Origin of the sequence: Synechococcus sp. SYN20, from assembly GCF_014279555.1 — a bacterium.
Classification (GTDB): domain Bacteria; phylum Cyanobacteriota; class Cyanobacteriia; order PCC-6307; family Cyanobiaceae; genus Synechococcus_C.
In genome coordinates this window covers 2688313-2706767 of record NZ_CP047959.1, presented here as the reverse complement: position 1 = coordinate 2706767, position 18455 = coordinate 2688313, and the positions used below count along the sequence as shown (strand labels likewise).

At 52.7% G+C, this 18455-nt stretch carries 12 protein-coding genes; 4 read left to right on the top strand and 8 right to left on the bottom strand.

From position 1 onward, the window contains the following. Window positions 1–121 precede the first annotated feature (121 nt). Window positions 122–2035, top strand: a complete 1914-nt coding sequence (gene dnaK, locus SynSYN20_RS14230) for a molecular chaperone DnaK (protein ID WP_186524199.1) — start codon at window positions 122–124, stop codon at window positions 2033–2035. A gap of 88 nt (window positions 2036–2123) precedes the next feature. On the opposite strand, the gene pstS is transcribed toward dnaK, so the two are convergent. The 3 genes from pstS to psbQ all read right to left on the bottom strand — a co-directional run bounded on the left by pstS (window position 2124) and on the right by psbQ (window position 4789). Then, window positions 2124–3128 carry a phosphate ABC transporter substrate-binding protein PstS gene (gene pstS / locus SynSYN20_RS14225; RefSeq protein WP_186524198.1) on the bottom strand — a complete coding sequence of 335 codons (1005 nt, stop codon included), beginning with the start codon at window positions 3126–3128 and terminating at the stop codon, window positions 2124–2126. An 81-nt stretch (window positions 3129–3209) separates the two neighbouring features. Continuing rightward, on the bottom strand, window positions 3210–4316 hold the full coding sequence (locus SynSYN20_RS14220) for an FAD-binding oxidoreductase (protein ID WP_186524197.1): 1107 nt from the start codon (window positions 4314–4316) through the stop codon (window positions 3210–3212). Between the two features lie 14 nt (window positions 4317–4330). Next, on the bottom strand, window positions 4331–4789 hold the full coding sequence (psbQ, locus tag SynSYN20_RS14215) for a photosystem II protein PsbQ (protein WP_186524196.1): 459 nt from the start codon (window positions 4787–4789) through the stop codon (window positions 4331–4333). Window positions 4790–4889: 100 nt separating this feature from the next. On the opposite strand from psbQ, the gene purU reads away from it, so the two are divergent. Then, window positions 4890–5744, top strand: a complete 855-nt coding sequence (purU, locus tag SynSYN20_RS14210; protein WP_186524195.1) for a formyltetrahydrofolate deformylase — start codon at window positions 4890–4892, stop codon at window positions 5742–5744. Continuing rightward, entirely contained in the window at window positions 5741–7036 is a 1296-nt protein-coding gene (locus tag SynSYN20_RS14205; protein ID WP_186525718.1) for an O-antigen ligase, read from the top strand. The genes purU and SynSYN20_RS14205 overlap by 4 nt, the downstream gene beginning before the upstream one ends. Here the strand turns inward: SynSYN20_RS14205 and SynSYN20_RS14200 are convergent. The 5 genes from SynSYN20_RS14200 to SynSYN20_RS14180 form a co-directional block, all read right to left on the bottom strand. Next, window positions 6972–8576, bottom strand: coding sequence for a radical SAM protein (locus SynSYN20_RS14200; protein ID WP_255476434.1), 1605 nt, complete (start codon window positions 8574–8576; stop codon window positions 6972–6974). The genes SynSYN20_RS14205 and SynSYN20_RS14200 overlap by 65 nt on opposite strands. A gap of 193 nt (window positions 8577–8769) precedes the next feature. Next, window positions 8770–12471 (bottom strand): S8 family peptidase, encoded by a 3702-nt coding sequence (locus tag SynSYN20_RS14195; protein ID WP_186524194.1) that lies wholly within the window; start codon window positions 12469–12471, stop codon window positions 8770–8772. An 810-nt stretch (window positions 12472–13281) separates the two neighbouring features. After that, window positions 13282–14664, bottom strand: coding sequence for a ClC family H(+)/Cl(-) exchange transporter (locus tag SynSYN20_RS14190; protein ID WP_186524193.1), 1383 nt, complete (start codon window positions 14662–14664; stop codon window positions 13282–13284). Between the two features lie 19 nt (window positions 14665–14683). Beyond that, the gene (acnB, locus tag SynSYN20_RS14185; RefSeq protein ID WP_186524192.1) at window positions 14684–17266 is read right to left on the bottom strand and encodes a bifunctional aconitate hydratase 2/2-methylisocitrate dehydratase; all 2583 of its coding nucleotides are present in this window, start codon (window positions 17264–17266) and stop codon (window positions 14684–14686) included. Continuing rightward, complete coding sequence (locus SynSYN20_RS14180; RefSeq protein WP_186524191.1) at window positions 17199–17381, bottom strand: hypothetical protein; 183 nt, start codon at window positions 17379–17381, stop codon at window positions 17199–17201. The genes acnB and SynSYN20_RS14180 overlap by 68 nt, the downstream gene beginning before the upstream one ends. Here SynSYN20_RS14180 and SynSYN20_RS14175 point away from each other — a divergent pair. Then, window positions 17380–18438, top strand: coding sequence for a 3-deoxy-7-phosphoheptulonate synthase (locus SynSYN20_RS14175; protein ID WP_186524190.1), 1059 nt, complete (start codon window positions 17380–17382; stop codon window positions 18436–18438). The two genes, SynSYN20_RS14180 and SynSYN20_RS14175, sit on opposite strands and share 2 nt — an antisense overlap. Window positions 18439–18455: the final 17 nt, after the last annotated feature.

Here is an 18455-nt window from a genome sequence, read left to right as displayed (position 1 = left end):
GGCAGTCCGTGACCAGCGTGCCGTTCGGGCTGTTCGGGAACCACACCTCGCCTCTTGGTGATGTCTCTGACGAAGATGCACGAGTTCTAGTCACACTTTTTCGAGAGATAGGAGGGCACTGATGGGCAAGGTTGTCGGCATTGATTTAGGTACCACCAACAGTTGTGTCTCGGTGATGGAGGGCGGCAAGCCCACCGTGATCGCCAATGCTGAGGGCTTCCGCACCACTCCATCGGTGGTGGCCTACACAAAGAACCAGGATCAGCTGGTCGGTCAGATCGCGAAGCGTCAAGCGGTGATGAACACCGACAACACGTTTTATTCTGTCAAGCGCTTCATTGGTCGCCGCGTTGATGAGGTCAACGAGGAATCAAAAGAGGTGAGCTACTGCGTTGAAAAGGCCGGCTCCAATGTGAAAGTCAAGTGCCCCGTTCTCGACAAGCAGTTCGCCCCTGAAGAGGTGAGTGCCCAGGTGCTGCGCAAGCTGGCCGAAGACGCCGGTAAGTACCTCGGTGAAACCGTGACCCAAGCGGTAATTACCGTTCCCGCTTACTTCAACGATTCGCAGCGCCAGGCCACAAAAGACGCCGGCAAGATCGCAGGCCTGGAAGTGCTGCGCATCATTAATGAGCCAACAGCTGCGGCGTTGGCCTACGGCCTTGATAAAAAGAGCAACGAACGCATCCTTGTGTTCGACCTTGGCGGCGGCACCTTTGATGTTTCTGTGCTGGAAGTTGGAGATGGTGTGTTTGAAGTGCTCTCCACTTCGGGTGACACGCACCTTGGTGGTGATGACTTCGACAAGGTGATTGTTGACCATCTCGCCAACAGTTTCAAATCCAACGAAGGTATCGATCTCCGTCAGGACAAGCAGGCTCTGCAGCGTCTAACCGAAGCTGCTGAGAAGGCGAAAATTGAGCTGTCGAGTGCGACCCAGAGCGAAATCAATTTGCCCTTTATTACGGCGACCCCGGAAGGACCTAAGCATCTTGATCTCACCCTGACGCGCGGCAAGTTTGAAGAGTTGGCTTCCACGCTGATCGATCGTTGCCGGATCCCGGTTGAGCAGGCTCTGAAAGACGCAAAGCTCTCATCAAGTGAGCTTGACGAGATTGTGATGGTGGGTGGCTCCACCCGGATCCCGGCTGTGCTCGAGCTTGTGAAGCGCACCACTGGCAAGGACCCCAACCAGACCGTGAACCCTGATGAGGTGGTGGCGATCGGTGCTGCCATTCAAGGTGGTGTTTTGGCTGGTGAAGTCAAAGACATCCTGCTGCTGGATGTCACGCCCCTATCCCTAGGCGTCGAGACGCTTGGTGGGGTGATGACGAAAATGATCACGAGGAACACAACTGTTCCAACCAAAAAATCTGAGACGTATTCCACTGCTGTGGATGGTCAAACCAACGTTGAGATTCACGTGCTCCAGGGTGAGCGCGAGATGGCCTCAGATAACAAGAGTCTTGGCACCTTCCGTCTCGATGGCATCCCAGCTGCCCCTCGTGGTGTGCCTCAGATTGAAGTCACGTTTGACATTGACGCCAATGGCATCCTCAGCGTGACAGCGAAGGACAAGGGCAGCGGCAAGGAGCAGTCGATCTCGATCACAGGAGCCTCCACCCTCTCTGACAATGAAGTCGAGAAGATGGTGAAGGATGCCGAGAGTAATGCCAGTGCTGATAAGGAGAAGCGCGAGAAAATTGACCTGAAGAATCAGGCTGAAACTCTCGCGTATCAGGCTGAAAAGCAGCTTGCTGAACTCGGCGACAAGGTTGATGCCGATGCCAAGGCCAAGGTTGAAGAGAAGGCCGCCAAGCTCAAGGAAGCGACGGAAAAAGAGGACTTTGAGTCGATGAAGACCCTCCTTGAGGAGTTACAGCAGGAGCTTTACACCGTTGGTGCATCTGTTTACCAACAGGCTGGTGCGGAAGCTGCAGCTTCTGGGGAAGAGGGCGCAGCTGCGGGTAATTCTGGTGATGGATCTAGCAATGCTGGAGATGATGTCATCGATGCTGAATTTACAGAAACCAAGTAATTCAAGCCTTGATTTTTGATTCAATCAGACTATGAAAAAAGGGGGACTTTAGTCCCTCTTTTTTATGTCTTCATTCCGCGGATTGCTGTTACTCCTTAATCGTATTCGCTGCTGCTTTGGCTTGAACGATCACCTCTGGGGGAAGAGAGACGTAGCCCAGTTCGGGTGCTTTCGCTTGTGATTCCTCCGATAACATGTAATCAAAGGTTGATTTGAGTACATCTGTGTTGCTTCCGTTGCCATTGGCGTAAGCAAGCACCCAGGTGAACGTCACGATCGGATAGCCGTGCGTTGGGTTGGCATTGCTTCCGATGAGATCGGGGCCAAGGTCGATCGAACCAAGGGCTCGATTCGCGGTGGCATTGGTTGGTACCACCTTGTCTCCGGAGCCGTTTTGAATCGCCGCCGCCTTTAGATCCCCTTTGACATAGGCCAGCTCGACATATCCGATCCCGCCATCAATCTGGGTGAGTTGGGCGGCTACACCCTCGTTGCCTTTGGCACCTACACCTGTAGGCCATTGCACGGATTTACTGGCGCCTACAGCGTTGCTCCATTCCGGACTGATGGCAGAGAGGTGCTTGGTGAAGTTGTACGTGGTGCCAGAGCCATCGGAGCGATGCACCACCTTGATGGCTTTGGCTTTGCAACCCAATGCGCTGTAATCACGAATGGTGCCTAAAAAGATTCCAGCGAGTTGCTCTCGCGTGAGCTTCAATTCACAGCCTGGATTGTGGTACGCCACTGCGATAGCGCCTGCTGTCATCGGGACCTGGACGACGCCGCGACTCACTTTGGCAATGGCCTCGGCCTGCATGGGCTTGTCAGAGGCCCCGAAATCAACGGTGCCAGCAGTGAATTGACGGACTCCCGCACCTGATCCAATGGATTGGTAGTTGACCTGGATTCCTTCAGGCGCCAGATCTTGGAACCAGCGTTGGTAAATCGCAGCTGGGAATGATGCCCCTGCGGCTGATAGACGGCCCTGTTGGTTGCCAGTTCCCTGATCGCTCGACGCGCAGGCAGCAAGACTGAAAGCTGCTGCAACACCGATCAGTGTCGTGCTGGAACGGTTCAAGGAATGGCGACGCATGAGGCCAAATGAGCGTTTTACTTGCATGTCATCTCTACATCTGAGGTGTCAAAGACCAATAACGATCGAGTTAAGACAGGGTCAGGAGGCTGGAATCTTCGTTGTAGACATCATTTGCTGACCAACCCAGTCTGCCGTAGCAGGTGCCAAAAGAACGCCGTTTCGATAATGACCGCTGGCCAAAATCAAGCCTGGTTCCAACACCTCAAGCAATGGAGCTGGCCGTCCCGAGGGTCTGGCCCTGAGGCCCTGCCATTGATCAACGACCCCAGCCTGTTGCAGCCAGTTCGGTGCCAGGCCATCCAATCGGCGCATGATTGAAGGTTCCTCCGGGGAAGGTTCCTCACCTTGTTCGAGGGTTGCGCCAAGCCAAAGCCTGTTGTCTCCATGACGAATCAGATTGATTCCGTTGCAGACCAGCACTGCTGGCCAGTGATCCCAGGCCTTGCTGGTGGCCGACACTTCAAGGTCCAGAACCTGGCCTAGCACTGCTTCCATCGGGAACTCGTGTCCAAGAGGTTGCAACAACTGTGCACTGGCTAAGGCTGTGCAGATCACAACAACGTCGCAGTGGATGTTGTGGCCTGTGTTCAGGTCCAGGCGCCAGCGGTTTCCATCACCTGGATTCGGGCGATGGAGCGTCGTCACGCGAGCCGGCAAAAGAGCCACCTTTTCGGCCTTGAGGCTCCGTCTTAACGCCCGTTGCAGGGCCAAGGGATCAATCCGTCCGTCGTTTTGGGAACGCAATCCTCCGTGTCCAGGATTGGGCCAGGGAATCTGATCGGACGTTTGCAGAGCCTCTGTGCTCTCTGCGCTGAAGCTTTCGAGTCCAAGCTCGCGGCGTTGCTTGGCAAGACTCTGCATGCGTTCTGATTCCAAGGGGCTAGAAGCCAGCTGGATCAGTGGAGTGTCGAGCCGCAGGGGTGACTCGGGATGGTTGAGCCTCTCTACCCACTGAGGCCAGAGTTCCATGCTGCGTTGACGCAGCCGCCAAGCACGTCCGCTGGATCGACGAAACACGTTCCCCATCAAGACGCCAAGTGAAGCAGCCGTGCCATTGAGGGCTTGGTCATGGCTGTTGCTGCGCTGAAGAGGTGCGTCTAATGACGGATCAATCAGCGTGACGTCGTGTCCTTGACGGGCTAGATGCCAAGCCGTGCCGGCGCCGACGGCACCAGCACCAATCACGGCAATCGAGATAATCAGCTCAGAGCGTCAGCGGGAATAACGCGAGCGTAATTAGCAAAACCCGTTGCAACGGATGTGTAGGACTTTTGCAAGCGTGTTCCATCTTGGAGACGGGCGGCCTCATCCACATCAGCGAGAGCTTCTTTGAGCTTTGTTGCCAGTTTGTTGGCTTCGGCGCGATCGTTTGGAAGGAGGCGTTGATTGATGTACAACATCTCGCGACCGACCTCTTGCATGGGTCCGTGAATCAGGTTGCGGGTAAAGGTCCAATCGCGATGATTGACGAGGGCTGCGAGATCTGGAAGACGTTCCTGGGCTTGCGTGAATCCCTCAGCCTGCCTGCGGATGACTGCCATGTCTTCAGGGCTAATCGTTGCGGGCTTGGCATTGCCATTACCGCTGCAGGCCGCGAGGCCGAAGCAGAGGCACACGCAGAGGCAAAACGCAGCGATGCGACGCAGGGCGCTCAGCATGGGGAAAGGGAAAGAAGGGAGAACGCGAGTTTACCTGCGTTGTTCCGATCCCTGAGCACAGACTGCCAAGAGAGAATGAACTTGTGAATTTCTGCTGCGCGTGAACGGGTCAACGGTCATTCTTCAACTGATCTGTCCTGATCGGTCAGCACTCGTCAGTGAGCTGGCTGGATGGGTGGCGGCCAATGGTGGAAACATTCGTCACGCTGACCATCACACCGACTCGGGTGCGGGGTTGTTTTTAAGTCGGATTGAGTGGGAGCTTGATGGCTTCGGATTGCCTCGGCATGCCATAGAGCCAGCGGTTCGTGCCCTCGCAGAGCGTCTTGGTGGGGAGGCACAGCTTCACTTCTCCGATGCGTTGCCCCGTGTTGCGATCTTTGTGAGTAAGCAGAGCCACTGTTTGCTGGATTTGCTCTGGCGCTCTCGCAGTGGTGAATTGCCGATGGAGGTTGCTTTGGTGATCTCCAATCATCCCGAATTGGAACCACTCTGTGGTGACTTTGGGGGGCGATTTGTTCACGTACCGGTCACGCCCGCAACCAAGCGGCACGCTGAAGCCCGAATTCTTGACCTCTTGGAAGAGCAGGACATTGAGCTCGCGGTGTTGGCGAAATACATGCAGGTGCTGAGTGGCGACTTTTTAAAGCGCTTCCCCGAGGTGATCAATATCCATCACTCGTTCTTACCGGCGTTTAAAGGCGCTCAGCCGTATCACCGCGCCTGGGATCGGGGCGTGAAACTGATTGGTGCGACGGCGCATTACGTCACCGAACAGTTGGATGATGGTCCGATCATTGAGCAGGCCACCCTTCCTGTGAGTCACCGCGATGAGGTGGAGGATTTGATTCGCAAGGGTCGGGATACGGAGCGGTTGGCCTTGGCCCGGGCTCTGCGCTTGCATTTGTGCCGTCAGGTCATGGTGTATCGCGGTCGTACGGCGGTGTTCGCGTGATCGAGCGAATCGATGCGTCCCGCCCGCTTGAAGCATCGCGTTGGGGTTGGCGATGTTTCCAGATTGGCTTGTTCTTCCTGCCCTCTTCGGCACTGCTGGCCAGCCTGTTGTTGTTTCCTTCTCTGCTGATGAGCAGTTGGAGGAGCGAGCGACCGTTTTGGCGTGACCCTTGGAATGCGCCCTTGTTTTTGGCGTCGTTGTTGATGGTGGTCGGATGCTTTGGCTCCTATTCCGGATCCCTCGCCTGGGTTGGCATGGGGAACTGGTTGCCGTTCTTTTGGGCGTTTTGGGGCTTTCAGCCCTACGTCAGCTCGGCTGAGGCACGCCGTCGCTCTGCGCTTTGGTTGGTGGCGGGTAGCTTCCCAGTGGTGTTGACGGGTTTGGGGCAACTTTGGTGGGGCTGGCAAGGCCCCTGGCAAGTCCTGGGCGGATCGATTATTTGGTTCATGACCCCTGGTGGCGAACCAGAAGGACGTCTGTCCGGACTGTTTGATTACGCCAATATCGCCGCCGCCTGGTTGGCACTGGTTTGGCCTTTGGCGCTTGCAGCACTGATTCAACCGGGCCTGAGCAAGCTGCGGCGGGCTGTTGTTCTGGGCCTGGTGGTCGCTTTTGTGACGGCCCTCGTGCTCACCGAGTCGCGCAATGGCTGGGGCGCCTTGGTGCTGGCCCTCCCGATTGTGTTGGGTCCGATCAGCTGGCCTTGGCTTGTACCGCTGTTGGCGGTTGGCCTTGGGGTGTTGATTGTGTCTGTTGTGCCTGGGATTCCGTTGTTGATTCAGGTCCCCGCACGGTCGCTGGTGCCAGAGGGGATCTGGGGCCGGCTCAGTGATAGTCAGCACGCTGGTGAGCGCGTTCTTGCGTCTACGCGCCTGAGTCAGTGGGGTGTGGCGGTTCAGTTGATTGCTGAGAGGCCGTGGCTGGGATGGGGGGCAGCGGCTTTTTCGGTGATTTATCCACTCAGAACAGGGACATGGCATGGGCATGCTCACAACCTTCCCCTTGAACTGGCCATTGCCCATGGCTTACCGGTGGCGGCTTTGGTGGCGGGGTTGGTGCTGGCCTTGTTGGTCGTGGCGCTTCGTCGTGGGTTCAGACGGTTGTTTGACCGTGCTTGGTGGGCTGCAGTGCTCACCTTGTTGGTGTTGCACGGCACCGATCTGCCGTTTTTTGATAGCCGAGTGAATATTGCTGGCTGGATTTTGTTGGCGGGACTGCGCTGTTTGCTCAGACCGAGTGAGGAGCGTCGTCAGGAGCGTTCTCTGGACTCAGCGCTTGGCGTTGATGCTTGAGAAGCGTTTCGTTGGGAAGGGGACCATCCAGATGGCACCAGGGAAGAATGTGGTCGTCTGACCAGGTTTCATGCACAACTTCCTCCCAGGCGGGAGGGCGGGGCAAAGGCACTCCGGCAGAGCTAGCAGCTGGTAATTCTTCCGCTCGTGCTGCGCGATAGGCCTTTTTCCAGCCACCAAGACTCTCTTGAGAGCCCCTCACTGCGGCAATCACTGGTGCGAGTCGACGATCACTTCGGGAGAGCAGGGCTTGGATCACGCTCCAGCCGTAGCTTTCCGGTCGCAGTTCCACACCCTTTGGTTTGAGCCGTTTGGCGAGTCGTTTGAGGCGTTTGTCGGCTTCTGGCCTCACCCCTTGCCACTGAAATGGTGTGTGGGCTTTTGGCACAAAGGTGCTCACCCCCAAGGTGAAGCGCAGGCCTGGAGTTTGTTTTTTTAGATCCAAAAGCAGGTCGGCGGTGGCTTCGATGTCTTCGTCTTGCTCCGTGGGGAGTCCCACCATTCCGTAGAGCTTGAGGCTTTTCAGTCCTCCTTCTTTTGCATAACGGGCTGCGGCGCTGATTTCCTCCCGGCTGAGTTTCTTATTCACGACGCGCCTCATCCGATCACTTCCGCTTTCGATGGCGATCGTCACCGACTTGCTTCCGCGGCGACTCAAGGTTTCAGCTAACTGAGGTGTCACGGTGGCAGCGCGCACGGAGCTGACACTCACGCGCAAGTCATCAAAGCGGTCTTGATCCAGCCACTGCAGCAAATCGCTGAACTGGGGATGTTGGGTCACCGAGGCACCCAATAATCCGAGACGACGGGTTGCTTTAAGCCCTTTCTCAACCGCAGGAATCAGGCCGTCATCAAGAGATGGGGTTCGGAAGGGCAAGGTGAGGTAACTCGCCAAGCAAAAGCGACAGAGTTCTGGGCAGCTGCGCACCACCTCCACCATGTGAATGTCGGGCCATGCGGCTTCGGGGGTGATCACTGTGGAGTGGCTCAGGGTGTTGCCCCTCCAGGTTTGTTTCGCGATGCGCTCAGGTAGATCTGCCTCTCTGGGTTTGATCCCCACAAAGGCACCGTCGGCACTGAATTGTGGAGCATGCAGATCGGGCACATAGATGCCAGGGATCTGCGCTAAATAACGAAGGCGCTTCTGACGGGATTCGTCTCGCACCTGCTGCAGGGCGTCGATGAAGGCGGGCAGCAGCTCTTCTCCATCACCGAGCAGCACAACATCAAAAAACGGGGCTAGCGGTTCGGGGTTGGCCGTCAGAACGGGACCGCCACCGAACACGATTGGATCCTGATCACCACGTTCATGGCTCCAAAGGGGAATCCGTTTTTGTTCCAGGAGATCCAAAAGAACAGGCCCATCCAGTTCCCAGCTCAGAGAGAGGCCAAAAAGATCACAGCGGCGGTGTTGAGGATCCCCTTGATCTGTAAAGAGCCTCCTGACATCGAGATCGGAGCGCATGGCCAAGCTGGCCCATACGAGCTGGTAGCCAAGGCTGGTGATTCCAACCGTGTAGGAGCTAGGGAACGCCAGCACCGCGCGAAGGGCGCCGGGCTCAGGGACGGCCGGATCGAAAAGTAGGGTTTCTTTGTTCAGTGCTTCCACGATGAGAAGGGACCATCATGGATGCTTGAGGAGCTTATTGAATGTAAATATGCAGTTAAGCTTGTATCGGCATAAGAGTATGAAGTTGTTAATAATGATGAGTCGCTAAAATCTCGATTATTATTTAAATCACTGGCACGATATTATTTATTCCTGTGATGGCCACGTTGTCGAAAAATGCATCTTCATTTCCTCGATTTGCGGTACCAGTGAATCGCAAATTAAGAAAACCAGTGCTTTCAAGATTGAAATCATTAATTAAATTATTTACTCTAAAAGTTTCGTTTCTGAAAGGATTTCCTCTGGCCTCGTCGATATTGCCACGAAGTCTTTTGATTTCAGCCCAACTCGATCCATTGTCAGTTGAGACTTCAAATGCAAGGTAGTCACTAGTGTCGTAATTCCTCTCAATTAGCCAATCAAAATTAATGATCGTATCTTCATAATTGCTGATATCGATTCCTTGGCGCATGGAAATCGAAGCACCAGAAGCTAGACCATCCACCTCAGCTGAAAATTGACCACCATTTGCTGACCTTTGTGATGTAATTCGCCAGTCGTTCTGACTATCTTGAATCCAATAACTTCCGGCACTAGCACCTTCAAAATTGTCCCAAAAGAGGTCTTGTTGAGTTGGAGCGGGCGCAGGCGATTGCACTTCATTATCTTCATTGATAAGAATGAAACTCTGTTGAGGCAAAATGTGGTATTTTTCGTCTGAGCTATTTGAATTAAAGAAAATAGTATAAGCCTGATTGCCGTCAAGATCTGTGTCGTCGGCGCCCGTTACAGTGACTGTCTGAGCGCTATTCCAGTTTCCAGGTGTGAATGTGATCGTGCTTGAAGAGGGATTGCCTTCTGAGTTGTCTGACGAGGAAATATTAATAACAACATTGCCGGTAGGTTGTGAATTTAATTTGACATCAAAATGAGCTATTTTTTCTCCACCCTCACTTGTGTTTAGTTCAGAAGATGGCGTTATATTGATAGCTGCTGTGTCGTCGTCTATATTGATATAGTTGATTGATTCAACTATTAAGCCATTATAGCTAATGTCAGATGATCTAGATGATAGAAATTCAACTTGGTAAGATTGATCATCATCGTCAACAGCGTCATCTTGCCCTAAAACACTTACACTTTGTGGAGTGTCCCAATTGTTAGGAGTGAAAATGATTGATGAAGTAGATGTTTTCCCTTCAGTAGAATTAGATGATCGAATTGGAATGGTGACATCGCTGGAAGGCGCTTTTGTAAGAACAATCTTAAAAGACGATGATGCACCATTTTCAAATGTTTCAGATGGACCACTGGTAGCAATTTCTATCCCCGCAGTTGGTGGTTTCGATGGTAATCCAAGAAGTCTAATATTATCAACAAAGGCATCTTCATTGCTGCGATTTGAACTCGCCCTAAAACGAATATTAAGTGATGATCCGCTAAGCCCTAAGTTTTCTTGAAGTGTTTTGAGAGTGAATGATTCTGATTGAAAGGGATTACCCGCATGTTCATCAATATTCCCCTGTAGGCGTTTGACTTCCGACCAAGTAGATCCATCGGCAGTCAAAATGTCAAATGCAAGATATTCATTATTGTCAAATGTCGTCTCGATCATCCAATCAAATGAGATTTCAACATCTCCATAATTCTGAATATCTATAGCTTGTGTAAGCCCGAACCATGCATTGCTCGCTCTACCGTCAACTTCTGCAGAAAATAATCCTGTGCCAGCTGATCGCTGTGATGTGATAGCCCAATCTAGCTGACTGTCTTGAGACCAGAGTGCATCTGTGTTAGTACCTTCGAAGTCTTCGAAAAGTATTTCTGTCGGTTTCAGAGGTATGTCGTTATCCAGATTGATGAGTTCTAGCGATGATGTCAATTGATCGTATTCGACATCTGAGCTGTTAGATGTGAAGATAATATTGTATGGAGAATTGCCATCTTCTTGTGAATCGTCTTGGCCAAATATAGTAATAAATTGAGGGGTATTCCAGTTGATAGGCGTAAACGTAAGTGAGTTTTCGGAGGGCCTCCCTTCTAATGTATTTGAGGATTCAATTTGAATATTGACATCATCGATTGGGGCACTTGTTAGCATTAAACTTATTGAAATGAAATCACCATTCTCAGATGTTTGTGGAATTCCTCCTTCTGCAAGACTTATTTCAAGGCTTGGTACTTTTGATGCAGATTTTAAAGCATTTATAGCGCCGATGATGTTGAGTCGCTTTCCATCGATTGCTGAAGATAATAGTGAGTTGTCTCGATCTGCACCTGCATACAGAGCAGCTAATAACTCTGATCCAGTTGCATGCGGGTTAACGCTTGCCAATAAAGCAAGAGATCCGGCGACGTGAGGGGCGGCCATAGATGTACCTGAGTAAAAGTCATAACCCCCACCAGGTACTGTTGATCTAATGTTGCTCCCAGGTGCTGCAATATCTACTGAGATAGTTGGACCAAAATTAGAAAAGCTTGATAAGAGACCAGTTTGATCTGTGGAAGCGACTGATATGTTGTGATCAATCCCATTTACAACCGCTTCGTAGTTTCCGGGATATGTGGCGTTGTGGTCGTTATTGCTGCTGTTGTTGCCTGCTGCACTTATAAAGATATTTCCAAGATTTGCGCTTGTTTCAATTGCTAAGCCGAAACTATCGAGCTTGCCTCCCCCTCCATAAGAGTTGTTGGTGCCAACATAGCGATTTACTCCATTAGGGTTTTGAAGTGAGTCATATTTAGCGCTCGCTTCAGTAAAGTAATTTAAGGCAAGTTCAGCATCTGATGTGAATCCTCTTCCGAGATCGTCGAGAAATTTTAGTGGTACAAGTTGGATGTTCCAGTTAATTCCAGTAACTCCTTCTCCGTTATTGCCCATCGCGCCTATTGTTCCTGCCACATGGGATCCATGGGAATTATCGTCAAAAGGGTTGTTGTCGTTGTTTGCAAAATCCCATCCAATTATGTCATCTAAATATCCATTTCCATCTGTATCTTGCCCGTCAATCCAAGCAGGATGCTGCAGAAGGTCTCCTGCATCAATATAGCCATGGCCAATAGTTCCTTCGGGATCTTTGTCTTCAGCGAATAATGCATTGAGTGGATTATTAAGATCATTAAAAGTAATCGTACCGTCCTTGTCTGTATCGATGACTCCTATAGGTACTTCTCCAGGGTTAATCCATATGTTTCTGTATAGGTCAGGATGTGTATAGTCGATGCCTGTATCAATGACTCCCAAAACGACGTTCGTAGATCCGATAATATTCTGGGACCATGCTGCTTCTGCGTTGCTGCCAGCATAAGTATTCGAAAGTCCCCATAAATCATTATTGGTGAAACTAGGGTCGTTAGGAACAATGCTTATAAATTCTCTGTTGTTTAATCCGGTAGCCCCGTCTTTCAGGGATGAATCAAAAATATTGGTTGAATATGTCGTCCTCTTTTTGGTTATTGGGGGATGGCTGTTATGCGAAGAGTCGCTTATTACTTTTAAATTAAGAGAATTTTCTAGTGCAAATGTTGTTCCTAGCCTGTTTGGGCCAAAAATGTAGGCCAATTGGTTGATTGATTCTTGTTTGTGTTTCCCCTCTTGATGCTGATAGCTGTTTGACGCTAAAGAATGTTGGCTCTGTATAGGATTAGGGTTATCTGCTGTGGAGTATTTATAAAAAAGAGATTGTTCTTTTCGAAAAATTGTGGTGTCTGAAATGAATGATTGTGATTCTTCAGGCTTGAGTTTGATGTCAGCTGACAGTCCAGCCCACCTGGATTTGAAAAAAACATCTTGCAGGAAATTGAAGCTTCGCGACTTAATGTTCATTTCGGTTGAAATGCTTCTTTCAGTTTATGCGCATGGGGTCCTTTTTTTTGTTACGACTTAGTGCTCTTCATGAAGATTGTTGTTGTTTCATTTCTGTTGTTTTGTTTTAGATTGGCGGAAGATTAATATTGCAATTCGCCTTTAATAACCAGCGTGATAATTTTTGCGCTTAAACAGCAATAGTGTAGGGATTTAGTGTTTTTTAGCTCAGTAGTTTCATGTTGGACGACATTATTCTCTGGTGCATTGATTGTTGTTCGTAGTTATTCTTATGTGTGCTGATATTGGCGGCGCTGCTCTAACGCCTGGATTTTCAGGTGACCCATTGATGGGGTGCAGATTTCTCGAGGCTGAATACTGCAGAATTTGTGTTTCTTTTCATGCGATTGGTCTATGCGAGCTATTAAGTGTTGCATTGCGCGCTCTGCTTTTTCTCGAAACTGTTGAATTTGGTGAATTATTTATATCTCTCAGGCATCGTCTCTAACAACCTGGTTGAAGGATGAACTTGCGTAAACACTTCTTTCAGTCCAAGAACTGATTTATTTCTATAAATGAAATTGTTATTTTTGTGCGTAATGCGGATTTTGCCAGTGTTCGCGTCCAGTAAAACTTCTGTTGCCATGCCCCGGCAACTTCATCGTCCTATTAGAAGAGCGGTTGTGGAGTTAGCACGATTCCTGGAGATTATTGAATTTTGCTTGCATATGTCAGATTTGCTCCTCTAAGGTGTTATTTAGGATTTAAATGTGTAGACGTTGTATTCATTCAATTCGGTCTAAGTGTTTTCTGCTTATAGTCCTAGATTTTTCATTTAGAGCTAGTTCTTTTTTCTTCTCCTAACAGTTCAACTCCCATTTGACGCTCGTAGATCGAGCGGTGATCAAACAGGCGTGCAATTAGAAAACTCGCTAAGCAGGCCACTAAGATTGGTTTTAAGACCAACAAATCCTTGGTTAAAGCGAAGGCTAAAAACATGGCCGTAATCGGTGTGCGTGAGCAACTGGCCACGAATGCTCCCATCCCTGCAAAGACATAGGTGCTTGGGACGTGCCCAGTGAGAGCTTCCACCCAAATCCCACAGGCGAGGCCGATGGCACCGCCCAGGGTCAGCATCGGGAAAAACAAGCCTCCGGGCGCACCGGACGCTGCTGCTAATCCCGTACTGAAAAACAGCACCACAAAGGTGCCGAGCGCCATTGGGATATCAGCTTTTCCATCAGCGATGAGGTGTTGCAGGCCCTCCAAATTGTGGAATGCGGAGGGAAGGCAGGCATACACCCCACCCAGTAGTGCTCCACTGATCACCATGCGCAGAACGAGGCGGTCGCCGAACCAGCGATGCCCTTGTTTCTGCATCGCGAGGACGTAGCGGCAATACATCTCGGCCAAGACACCTACAACAACGCCCAGTCCGATCAGGTATCCCAGATCGATGGGTAAAAAACTCACCAGTGGTTCGTATTCCTTCTCCAGCTGAAACCCAAGGGCCGTGTCCAGCCCGCCGCCACCCGTACTTAAACCCGCTAGCCCCAACACATCCGCCCAGGCATCTGCCAAAAAGGTGGTGACGATCACCAGCAGCAGTACGACTGGCCTTACGGAGTGCAGTAGTTCCTCAATGGCGTAGAAAAATCCGCCAATCGGAGCGTGAAATACGGCCGCGATCCCTGCTCCACCGCCCGCTGCGACGATCACGCGTCGGAATGCCGCAGGTGCTCTTAGCCAACGCGCGAGTTGCCAGGCGACCGACCCCCCCATCTGAACGGCAGGACCTTCCGGCCCGAGGGGGAAGCCACTGCCGATGGCGACGATCCCGGCAATCAGCTTGACCAAGCCCACCTTGAGCCCCATCGGGACGGCCCGATGGTTCAGGAATCCCATGATGTGGGTGATTCCGGATCCACCTGCTGATGGTGCCAGCCGTGATACCAGCAATCCAGACACCAAACCACCTGTTGCGCCTAAGCAAGGCAGAACGGCCCAAGCAGGGAGGTCTGCCATCAGTTCCAGGCGCCAGCCACCTAAAGCTTTGATGCCCACCTTGAACAACACTCCCGTGAGGGCTGCGCCAAGCCCCGTGAACATCAAGGCGAGCACAACAACCAGCCAGCGGCGTTCCAGCAGCCGGCGAATGCTCCGACTCGAACCGGATGGATCTTGTTTTTCTTTTTGGTTGTTAGCTGCAGTCATGGCTTTAAGCGGGCGCCGTTCAGGCGCCGGCCATGACCTCCGCTTGTTCCGAAGCGCTTAGCACCCGACCCTGTTCAACGAAGTTATCGATCTGGTCGAAGTTGAGGTAGCGGTACAGCTCTGCGGAAAGTGGGTCGATCTTTTCAGCGGCGATCCTTTGGTACTCCTCGGGTGTGGGAATGCGCCCAAGTAGGGCGCAAACAGCGGCTAACTCGGCGCTGCCCAGGAAAACCTGTGCCCCTTTGCCAAGCCGGTTGTTGAAGTTGCGGGTGCTCGTGGAGAACACAGTGGTGTTGTCATTCACCCGGGCTTGATTGCCCATGCAGAGCGAGCAGCCAGGCATTTCCATGCGGCTGCCGGCCGCTTCAAACGTGGCGTAGTAGCCCTCTTGCTTAAGCATGTCCTCGTCCATGCGTGTGGGCGGGCAAACCCAGAGCCTGGCGGCGATGTCGCCGGCCTCTTCAAGAACTTTGGCCGCGGCGCGGTAGTGGCCGATGTTGGTCATGCAAGAGCCGATGAAGACCTCTTGAACGGCTTCGCCAGCCACTTCGCTGAGCAGTTTCACGTTGTCGGGATCGTTCGGGCAGGCGAGGACGGGTTCGGTGAGCTCATCGAGATTGATCTCAATCACTTCGGCGTATTGAGCGTCGTCATCCGCCTGAAGGAGTTGGGGGTTGGCCAGCCAGTCCTCCATCACCTTGATCCGTCGCGCCAGGGTGCGGGCATCGCTGTAGCCGCGCGCAATCATGTTTTTGAGCAGCGCCACATTGCTGCTCAGATATTCACTCACTGTGGCTTCGGACAATTTGATGGTGCAGCCTGCGCAAGAGCGTTCTGCCGTGGCGTCTGTGAGCTCGAAGGCTTGCTCCAGCTTGAGATCTGGCAATCCTTCAATTTCCATGATCCGGCCATTGAAGACATTTTTCTTGTTGGATTTCTCCACGGTGAGCAGACCCTTTTGGATCGCCACCCAGGGGATCGCATTCACCACATCGCGGAGTGTGACCCCCGACTGAAGAGAGCCGCTGAACCGGACCAAGACCGATTCGGGCATGTCGAGCGGCATGGCACCGATGGCGGCAGCAAAGGCCACAACCCCGGAACCTCCTGGGAAAGAAATACCGAGCGGGAAACGGGTGTGGCTGTCACCCCCTGTGCCCACGGTGTCGGGCAAAAGCATGCGATTGAGCCAGCTGTGGATGATGCCGTCACCGGGGCGAAGGGCGACACCGCCGCGTTGGGCAAAGAAATCAGGTAGGTCCCTCTGGGTCTGCAGGTCCACTGGTTTGGGGTAAGCAGCGGTGTGGCAGAAGCTCTGCATCACCAAATCAGCGGAAAAGCCAAGGCAGGCCAACTCCTTCATTTCGTCCCGGGTCATGGGCCCGGTGGTGTCTTGACTGCCAACGGTGGTCATCAGAGGTTCACAGCTTGTGCCGGGACGGACGCCTGGAAGACCGCAGGCTTTGCCCACCATCTTTTGAGCCAAGGTGAAGCCTTTTCCGGTATCGGCAGGAGCGCTTGGACGGATGAAGGTTTCAGAAGGGGCGAGTCCAAGTTGGCTGCGCACCTTGTCGGTGAGAGCGCGGCCAATCATGAGTGGGATGCGACCGCCAGCACGAACTTCGTCGCTGATCGTGCTCGGCTTGAGTTCAAAACGGCTGATCACCGTGCCATCGCGTTCGATCGTGCCGGCGTAAGGGCGAATCGTGATCACATCACCGGTGTTCAGATCGCTGACATCACACTCAATCGGTAAGGCGCCTGAATCTTCTGCTGTGTTGAAAAAGATGGGGGCAATCTTGCCGCCAATAATGACCCCGCCGGCTCGCTTGTTGGGAACATGGGGGATGTCATTGCCGGTGTGCCAAAGCACGGAGTTGATGGCGCTTTTTCGAGAGCTTCCGGTGCCAACTACATCACCCACATAGGCCACGGGATGACCTTTTTTCTTGAGGGTTTCGATGGTGTTGAGTCCCTCGGGATCACGGGTTTCCAACATCGCCAGGGCGTGCAATGGGATGTCTGGACGTGTGGTCGCGTGGGTGGCTGGTGAGAGGTCGTCCGTGTTGGTTTCGCCGTCCACCTTGAACACAGACACGGTGATCTCTTTGGCGAGCTCATCTCGCCGGGTAAACCATTCCGCTGCGGCCCAGCTCTCCACCACCTGTTGGGCGTAACGGTTGCTCGCTGCCAGCTCCATGACGTCATTGAAAGCGTCGTAAACCAGGAGGGTGCGGCTCAGACCTTGAACGGCACAGCTCGCAAGTGTTTCGTTCGGATGCTTCAGCAGTTCGATCAGTGCGGCAACGTTGTATCCACCCACCATGGTGCCGAGCAGTTGCACCGCCTCCAAAGGGGCCACCAATGGGCTGGATGCTTTGCCTTGGGCGACGGCACTTAACCAGGTTGCTTTGACATAGGCCGCTTCATCGACGCCGGGTGGAATGCGTTCGCTCAGCAGGTGCAGCAAGGTTTGATCTTCCCCTGCTGGTGGTTGTTGAAGAAGTTCCGTGAGGGTCTTGGTCTGAGCGGCATCAAGAGGGAGCGGTGGGATGCCCTGGTTTCCCCGTTCCTCGGCGTTCTCGCGATAGGAGCTCAGCATCGTTTTGGCGGCGCAGACAGCGATACACACCATTGTTGTTGGTCAGCGTTCCACCCTGTTGTTTGTTGGGGTGGATCGACTTGCGTAATCTGAACTGAATTTCAGGCCAAGGCATGACCACCACGCACGATCTCCATGTGGTGGACACCCGACCACTGATCCCTCCGGCTCTGTTGCATCGCGATCTGCCAATTGATCCAACGGCTTTAGAGACAGTGGTGACGGCTCGCAGCCGCATTCAAGCCATCCTGAGTGGCTTGGACCGACGGCTGTTGGTGATCGTTGGTCCCTGTTCTGTGCATGACGTGGATGCGGCTCGCGACTACGCCCGTCGCTTGGCGCCTTTGCGGGAGAGACATGCCGCTGAGCTGGAGATTGTGATGCGGGTGTATTTCGAAAAACCTCGTACCACCGTGGGATGGAAGGGGTTGATTAACGATCCCCATCTCGATGGCTCTTACGACATCAATACGGGGCTGCGGATGGCCCGTTCGCTGTTGCTTGATTTGGCTCAAGAAGGAATGCCTACAGCAACGGAGCTTTTGGATCCTGTTGTTCCTCAATACATTGCGGATCTCATCAGCTGGACAGCGATTGGTGCACGCACTACGGAAAGCCAGACCCATCGTGAAATGGCTTCAGGCTTGTCGATGCCCATTGGCTACAAGAACAGCACTGATGGCAGTGCCACGATTGCGATCAATGCAATGCAAGCTGCAGCTAAGCCCCATCATTTCCTGGGCATCAATCGTGAGGGTCATGCCTCGATCGTTAGCACCTCTGGAAACCCAAATGGGCACTTGGTTTTGCGTGGTGGCAATCGTGGAACGAATTACCACCTGGAAGCGATTCAGGAGTCAGCTGCCGAGCTCACGGGTGCTGGGCTGCCGGATCGCTTGATGGTGGACTGCAGCCATGCCAATTCGAGCAAAGACTTTCGCCGTCAGAGCGAGGTGTTAAAGGCAGTTGCCTCTCAGGTTGACCAGAAGTCGGACCATGTCATGGGAGTCATGATTGAAAGCCACCTTGTAGAAGGCAATCAAAAGTTGTCTGCGGACAGGAGCTCTCTGACGTATGGGCAAAGTGTGACTGATGCATGCATCAGTCTTGAAACCACTGGTGAATTGCTTGGAGAGCTCGCTGCTTCTGTCGCTCGGGCAAGGTTCAGCTAGGCGCCGCTCTTGTGGAT